This window comes from Legionella sp. km772 (assembly GCF_003989735.1).
In the GTDB taxonomy this organism is placed as follows: domain Bacteria; phylum Pseudomonadota; class Gammaproteobacteria; order Legionellales; family Legionellaceae; genus Legionella.
Genome location: NZ_RZGQ01000170.1, coordinates 1 through 5871 on the forward strand (window position 1 = coordinate 1; position 5871 = coordinate 5871).

The following is a 5871-nucleotide window of genomic DNA, read 5'->3' on the forward strand; positions in this document are numbered from 1 at the left end:
TTGATTTTTTTGATGCAGTGTAATAATTTCGCTTTTTGGTCATTCTATTCCCCTCTTATATTAGAAGAATAGCTCTTAAAAATACCTTTTTTTCGTCTAAAAATCCGCGCCTATATCAATTCTTTAAAGCGTTCATAATCAGCGGTCATTTGGTTACCATACATGATTGCAGTTGCTTGGCCCTGACTAACACCATCAATACTCTTAATACCTGCTCTGGTGGTGATAGAAACTACACCGCCAATTTGGCTTTGTTGCGGGTGGGTTGCAGCATGTACTTCCACCGCGGTAAATCCTCTCTTATGCAAAGCTTCTACTAATTGCTTTGCTAATGGATTTGCGCCTAAGCCCCCTTCACAAGAGGCAAGGGTAATGGATTTAAGTTGAGATTTATCTTTTCCCGCGAAATCTTTAGCGAGATCAGTTGCTAATTGTTCTGGCGTTCTATCGCCAATAGTTGTCGGAGGAGTATTACTGTGAGCTAATAAGATAATCTCTTGAGGTATGATGTCAGCTCTTAAGGTCTCATGTGCAAAATCCCTCATTCCAATTTGAGGAGCCTCCATATCCAAACGCTCCTGCAAATTTTTTCTTAATGCTGTTGCTGATTGGCCTTCTTCACTTCTCGGCCCAGCTACGTCGGTAGAAATATAATAAATTATTTGCGGCACCACTTTCGGCTTAGGCATTTGGAACTCTAGTAATGAGACTATAAGATTATTATAGACCAATTTTTATCTAAATTTTAAATTTCTATCCATTGCAATTTCCAAAGCTCAAAAAGGAATAATTGATTTGCTCTCTCATTAAGAAAAGGTTCTAGCGATTTCAAGGAAACACAACGTTTATTTGCTAGGAGATAAACTAGTCCCTCAGCGACCTCTTTAGTGTCCCAAGCATAACCATTAATGTACAGATTTTGTGCGTTAATATAGGCCCAGCGGCAACAGGCATTCCTGATCAAAACACCACTTTCTGCTAGCTCTTCTAAAAATAGCTCTAAGCTGACTTCATCTTCGTCTACAGGTTCTGGAAGCTGCTGTTCAGCTTGTTGGTCAAGTCGGGTGGCAAAACATGCAAACCACGAGCTCATAAGTTCTTCATCATGAATAACTTCTTCCAATAATTTCTGTGCTTGTTGCCACGCTGGGGCTTGTATTTGGGAGGTGTTTTTTAACCTAGACCAATCAGGATCTCGATACAAGGTTTTAAAGACAGCTTTTTCTGCAACATAGTCACTTAAACTATCTAACAACTCTTGTCCGCTATAGCTGCGATAGCCAAAGGAGTAGGTCATACAGTCATCAGAGAATGCAATGCCATAATGACCAATATGAGCAGGTAAATAAAGCATATCACCTTCCTCTAAAACAAATTGCTCCTCTGTTTTAAACTCCTTCATAATCCGCAATTCCAAATTGGGTATATAATTTTCTGGCGTGCAGCCTTGGGAGGTTAAGGACCATTTGCGACTACCCAGAGCTTGAAAGAGAAATACATCGTAATTGTCATAGTGTGGGCCCACACTACCATACTTGCTCGCATAGCTTATCATTACATCATCAATCCGCCATTGAGGAATGAAATCAAAGTGCTCGAGAAGCTCATAAACTTCAGGAATAAGTCTATCCACTCCTTGTACTAATAAAGTCCAATGGGTTTCAGGTAAGGCTTGGAAGTCTTTTTCGGAAAAAGGCCCGCGCGTTAAATGCCAGGGTTTCGCCTCATTAGGCATCTCTTTAACTATCCGACTTTCAACCTCTTCTTCAAGGGCAAGACCAGCTAGTTCATCAGGTGATAACGGACTAATAAAATTTGGAAGAGCGTTGCGGATAACAAGGGGCTTTTTTTGCCAATATTCATTAAGAAAGGTTTGTACACTAATCTGTTGAAAATGCAGCATTTGATTTAAGGCTTCTGATAAAATGTCTATTGAAGCATGTTGTGGATTGCCTAGGCAAGATTTTAAATGATTTATTCACCCTCTGTTGTTATTTCTAAAGCTTCTAAAAATCGGGAAACCATATTGTAACCTGCGATTAAAGCTGTTAACTCAACAATTTGTTGCTCATTAAAATAAACTTTGACTTCATTGTAGATAGAATCAGGTACCTGAATAAATCGAGTCATCGCATCCGTGTAGGCTAATACCGCACGCTCGGTTGGGCTAAATAAATTTGAAGTATCCCACATAGCTAGTGCATTGATTTTACTTGCAGAAATACCAGCTTTACTTGCCTCTGGCTCATGCTGTTGAAACTCATAAAGTGCTTTATTAATTAAGGCAACTCGTAAAATAACTAATTCGTTTAAGGCGCTAGGTGTACTTAAATTCTGCCGTAATTGACTGAACATGGCTTGCCAACCTTTTGTGAGTGCTTCACTATGGATTAACACCTTGTCTAGGTTTAATAAACGTCCATTAGGACGGCGTTTTTTTATAGGGTTGACTAACTCTTCTGCTATTCGGGTTGTTTTTTCATCCAGATAATTAACACGAGCCATTTTTAACTCCTTCCTCTAAACAGTATTTATAAATAACATTTTTTCAAAATAGTTTCATTACTAGCTATGCTAGTGCAATTATTTCAATTATCATCCAATGCGCAAAAAAATAATTCATTTGCAAGGAATTACTATGTCAATCAAAACAGCGCGACACCGATTATTGTATTTTAAGGATTTTTTTCAAGGTACTGTTTATACGGCCTTATCTAATTCCCGGTGGCTTACAACTCTAACACCTATATTGGCGCTGCTTGTAAGACCATTATTGGGGCTTACTTTAAGTACACTTGCACTATTGCAAGCATGGTCCTTTTTCTATACCGCCCATAAAAACATTGACGGTTGGATGACTACCTTAAGTTCTTTAGGCGGGGCTGTGTTTAATAATATTGCTGCTTTTGGTGGTTTTATTGCTCGGATTCAAGGTACTGTTTTTGCTGTAGCGCCTTGGTTTTTCGTTGCAGGATTTAGCCTAGGAACTCTCAATCAATTAACCTTAGCCTGCCTTAATGCAATACGCGCCTATGAATCGCAGCCAGGTTCTGATCAGCGTCAACACTACATACAAGCCGCCATCTATAATATAATTTTGACTGTGCAGTTGGCATCTTGTGTAACAGCTATAGTGTTGTTTAACCTTTTTCCTGCCAATACTTTTTTAATTAGTGCTTTTGCCTTAACCGTTGTGAGTATTAATGTCGGCAGTTGTTTGTGGCGTTTTCTTTCCAGTGAAGCTAAAAAAGATATTAAAAATGAACTGGGATTTGGAAAATCCGAGCAGTTAAAGGAGTTAATAATTACTACCCCGCTGGATAAAAAGCCGCAGCCGCAAGGGGGATTAAAACATACACGTTTATTTTCTACCTGTGATCATAGTGCTGTGATAAGAAAAATGAATGGTGAGGATGCAAAACAATATCTCTTAGACTACATAGCCTATAAATTATCGATACTTAATAAAAATACACATCAGGAAAAAACTCAACAAAAAATTGCAGTATTAGAACTATTAGAGCAGGTGATTTTAGAAAAGAGAACAATGCCTGATCCGGGGAAATTACACCACCGATATCCGCATTTAGTAGATAATTTTTGGTGCGAGAAGAGTGATACGCAACAATTGCTAGAGGCGGTTGACTATTATTATAAAAATCATGGAGCTATGCACAATGACACCAATCGCTACGGATTAGCTTAATTCAGCGCAATTCAGGCTTTATCGATTATACCAGCGAATCTGAATTGCCTCACTTTATTCCCAGAGTCAAATAGTTGGCTGGTTCATGATGTTAGGTGTCGCAACTAGGACTCGAACTATTTTTAAAAACTAAAAGTTTTTGATACCGAATCGAAAGTAGCATTATCCTTCATATCTTTAAGTTCTTCTTTATAACTATTAAATGAGGCTGCCTTTTCATCATTTCCTTTACTAAAATCTGTTTTATTAACAGTAAAAACCTCGGCACCAAAAAATTGATTAAGGTGGTAGGCGACTTTATTCCAAAAACCCGGGGCTGCTTCAAGATTGGTTTTGTGTTCTTTTACTATAGCTAAAATCTCTGAGAGAACCTGATAGCTATGATAGGGATCATATTGTGGTTTAGTTAAGACATATTCTCTGAGGACTTCTTGTTTATTTTTTAATTCAGCTATCATTTTATTAGCAGTGTCATGCACAAAAGAGTCACTTTCATTGAAGTTGATTTCTTCAACTTTATTAATAAGATCAGTTAATGAATCTAAAATCTTATCTGCCGTTGGATATTGAGCTCGTTTAGGTTTAGGCATTATCTTCCTCACACTTGTTCATTTAATTCTATCACAAAAAGCTTAAAAAAATATTACAATATGATTTTAATTGGCTCTATGTGATTTAAATAAATCTATTTGTGTTGCTGTTTTGCTCTTGCTGTTGTAAATTGTGACGCTTTTGCGAGTTGTTCATGTATGCTGTAAAAACCGCCTCCTCTTCAGCAAGAGCCGCTCTTGTGAGTTTAACTGTAGCTATTCCTCCAAGACCTTCGCTTGAGAAAGTAATAACCAGTATCACCAATAGAGAGCCCAATATTAGTCTGTCTTCGCTGCTACTTTCCCCCACTGATATGCAACGATTAATTGCCGCATTTGCATCTCTCCCTAATAAATCGCCTATTACCCTTTGGATAAGCCAAATTTTTACCAATCCAAGAGCCGAAGAAACTGATGATTTAATAAATTTTTGGAATGCAATCAAATATAAAGTGACTAAAGTAATTTGGGACCAAAATCGTTTTTATAAAACTATCCTCAACCGTATAGGCCAAGAAATAAAACAAGATCCCAATATAGCGCGCTGTGAATTTCAGTTCTGTGATCAAACTCATTCTGCTAGTTCTGTGGCTTCTGCAAAATCTCCTGACTCACATGGCAGCACACCAAGAAATGGGGGGTCTCCTTATCCCCGTTCACTACCCTTTTTCCCTGCTGTAGCGGCACCGCAACTAGAAGAAGGGGAGCTTAAGCCATTGAGTAATCTCGCCCCAGGTAGTGGACAAGTTTAAATAATACAACTACTTTATGAATTAGTAGATCCTATTCAGACATAACCCCTATCATTAAAACTCAAGGAACGAGAATGAAATTGCAAGGAAAATTAGCCATTATTACGGGTGGAACAAAGGGAATAGGGCTTGCTATTGCTGAATGCTTTATCCGTGAAGGCGCTAAAGTAGCGTTTACTGGCAGGGACAAAACTACAGTTGACGCCATACAAAAAAAGCTAGGCGAGGCAAGTTTTGGTGTCCAAGCTGATGTAAGTCATGCCAAGGACATGGAGCACTTATATCACGCTGTTCATCAGCATTTTAAACAAAACATAGACATCATTGTCGCAAATGCTGGTATTTCGCATCCCACCTCTTTGGCTGATGCTCCAGACGCAGTGTGGCAAAACATCCTTAAAACTAATATTGATGGGGTTATTTATACCGTGCAAAAAGCTTTAAACTCATTAAACAGAGGTGGGTCGATTATTTTGCTTTCCTCAGTAGCAGCAAAACACGGTACAAAAAAATTCTTCGCTTATTGTGCCTCAAAAGCTGCCGTTAGTTCTTTGGCTAAATCTTTTGCTGCAGAATTGCTAGACCAAAAAATTCGCGTTAATTCAATTTCGCCTGGCCCTGTGAAAACTCCCATATTGGAAGGTTTAGGTTTCTCTAATGAAGAAATTGAACAATGGGCCCCTGTCAAGCGTATTGCTGAAGTACTCATGTTACGCACGGTCAATTTTAAGCTGCCATATTTTTAAGCTCCTGCCAAGCAATCTGGTTCGCTCTAAGAATCAATTTGTACTTAATAGCAAAGTGATTTAAATGAGTTTTTATC

General features: G+C 38.4%; 7 protein-coding genes. 3 read left to right on the forward strand and 4 right to left on the reverse strand.

Annotated elements, in window-relative coordinates:
- Window positions 1-110: 110 nt before the first annotated feature.
- The 3 genes from ELY15_RS12910 to ELY15_RS12920 form a co-directional block, all read right to left on the reverse strand.
- Window positions 111-689, reverse strand: coding sequence for a hypothetical protein (locus tag ELY15_RS12910; RefSeq protein WP_127100692.1), 579 nt, complete (start codon window positions 687-689; stop codon window positions 111-113).
- Window positions 690-745: 56 nt separating this feature from the next.
- Window positions 746-1903 carry a cupin domain-containing protein gene (locus ELY15_RS12915; RefSeq protein ID WP_127100694.1) on the reverse strand — a complete coding sequence of 386 codons (1158 nt, stop codon included), beginning with the start codon at window positions 1901-1903 and terminating at the stop codon, window positions 746-748.
- 71 nt (window positions 1904-1974) lie between these two features.
- Window positions 1975-2505: a carboxymuconolactone decarboxylase family protein gene (locus tag ELY15_RS12920; protein WP_127100696.1), complete on the reverse strand. Its 531-nt coding sequence runs from the start codon at window positions 2503-2505 to the stop codon at window positions 1975-1977.
- Window positions 2506-2638: 133 nt separating this feature from the next.
- Here ELY15_RS12920 and ELY15_RS12925 point away from each other — a divergent pair, with 133 nt between their 5' ends.
- Entirely contained in the window at window positions 2639-3706 is a 1068-nt protein-coding gene (locus ELY15_RS12925) for a hypothetical protein (protein WP_127100698.1), read from the forward strand.
- Window positions 3707-3828: 122 nt separating this feature from the next.
- On the opposite strand, the gene ELY15_RS12930 is transcribed toward ELY15_RS12925, so the two are convergent.
- Window positions 3829-4296 (reverse strand): hypothetical protein, encoded by a 468-nt coding sequence (locus ELY15_RS12930; RefSeq protein WP_127100700.1) that lies wholly within the window; start codon window positions 4294-4296, stop codon window positions 3829-3831.
- 155 nt (window positions 4297-4451) lie between these two features.
- Here ELY15_RS12930 and ELY15_RS12935 point away from each other — a divergent pair, with 155 nt between their 5' ends.
- Window positions 4452-5048: a hypothetical protein gene (locus tag ELY15_RS12935; protein WP_127100702.1), complete on the forward strand. Its 597-nt coding sequence runs from the start codon at window positions 4452-4454 to the stop codon at window positions 5046-5048.
- Window positions 5049-5122: 74 nt separating this feature from the next.
- On the forward strand, window positions 5123-5794 hold the full coding sequence (locus ELY15_RS12940; protein ID WP_127100704.1) for an SDR family NAD(P)-dependent oxidoreductase: 672 nt from the start codon (window positions 5123-5125) through the stop codon (window positions 5792-5794).
- Window positions 5795-5871: the final 77 nt, after the last annotated feature.

What these genes read in the sequence shown, in the direction of transcription:
- ELY15_RS12925 (WP_127100698.1), top strand. Translation starts at nt 2,639, where the DNA reads ATGTCAATCAAAACAGCGCGACACCGATTATTGTATTTTAAGGATTTT.
- ELY15_RS12915 (WP_127100694.1), bottom strand. Translation starts at nt 1,903, where the DNA reads ATGCTGCATTTTCAACAGATTAGTGTACAAACCTTTCTTAATGAATAT.
- ELY15_RS12920 (WP_127100696.1), bottom strand. Translation starts at nt 2,505, where the DNA reads ATGGCTCGTGTTAATTATCTGGATGAAAAAACAACCCGAATAGCAGAA.
- ELY15_RS12940 (WP_127100704.1), top strand. Translation starts at nt 5,123, where the DNA reads ATGAAATTGCAAGGAAAATTAGCCATTATTACGGGTGGAACAAAGGGA.
- ELY15_RS12935 (WP_127100702.1), top strand. Translation starts at nt 4,452, where the DNA reads ATGTATGCTGTAAAAACCGCCTCCTCTTCAGCAAGAGCCGCTCTTGTG.
- ELY15_RS12910 (WP_127100692.1), bottom strand. Translation starts at nt 689, where the DNA reads ATGCCTAAGCCGAAAGTGGTGCCGCAAATAATTTATTATATTTCTACC.
- ELY15_RS12930 (WP_127100700.1), bottom strand. Translation starts at nt 4,296, where the DNA reads ATGCCTAAACCTAAACGAGCTCAATATCCAACGGCAGATAAGATTTTA.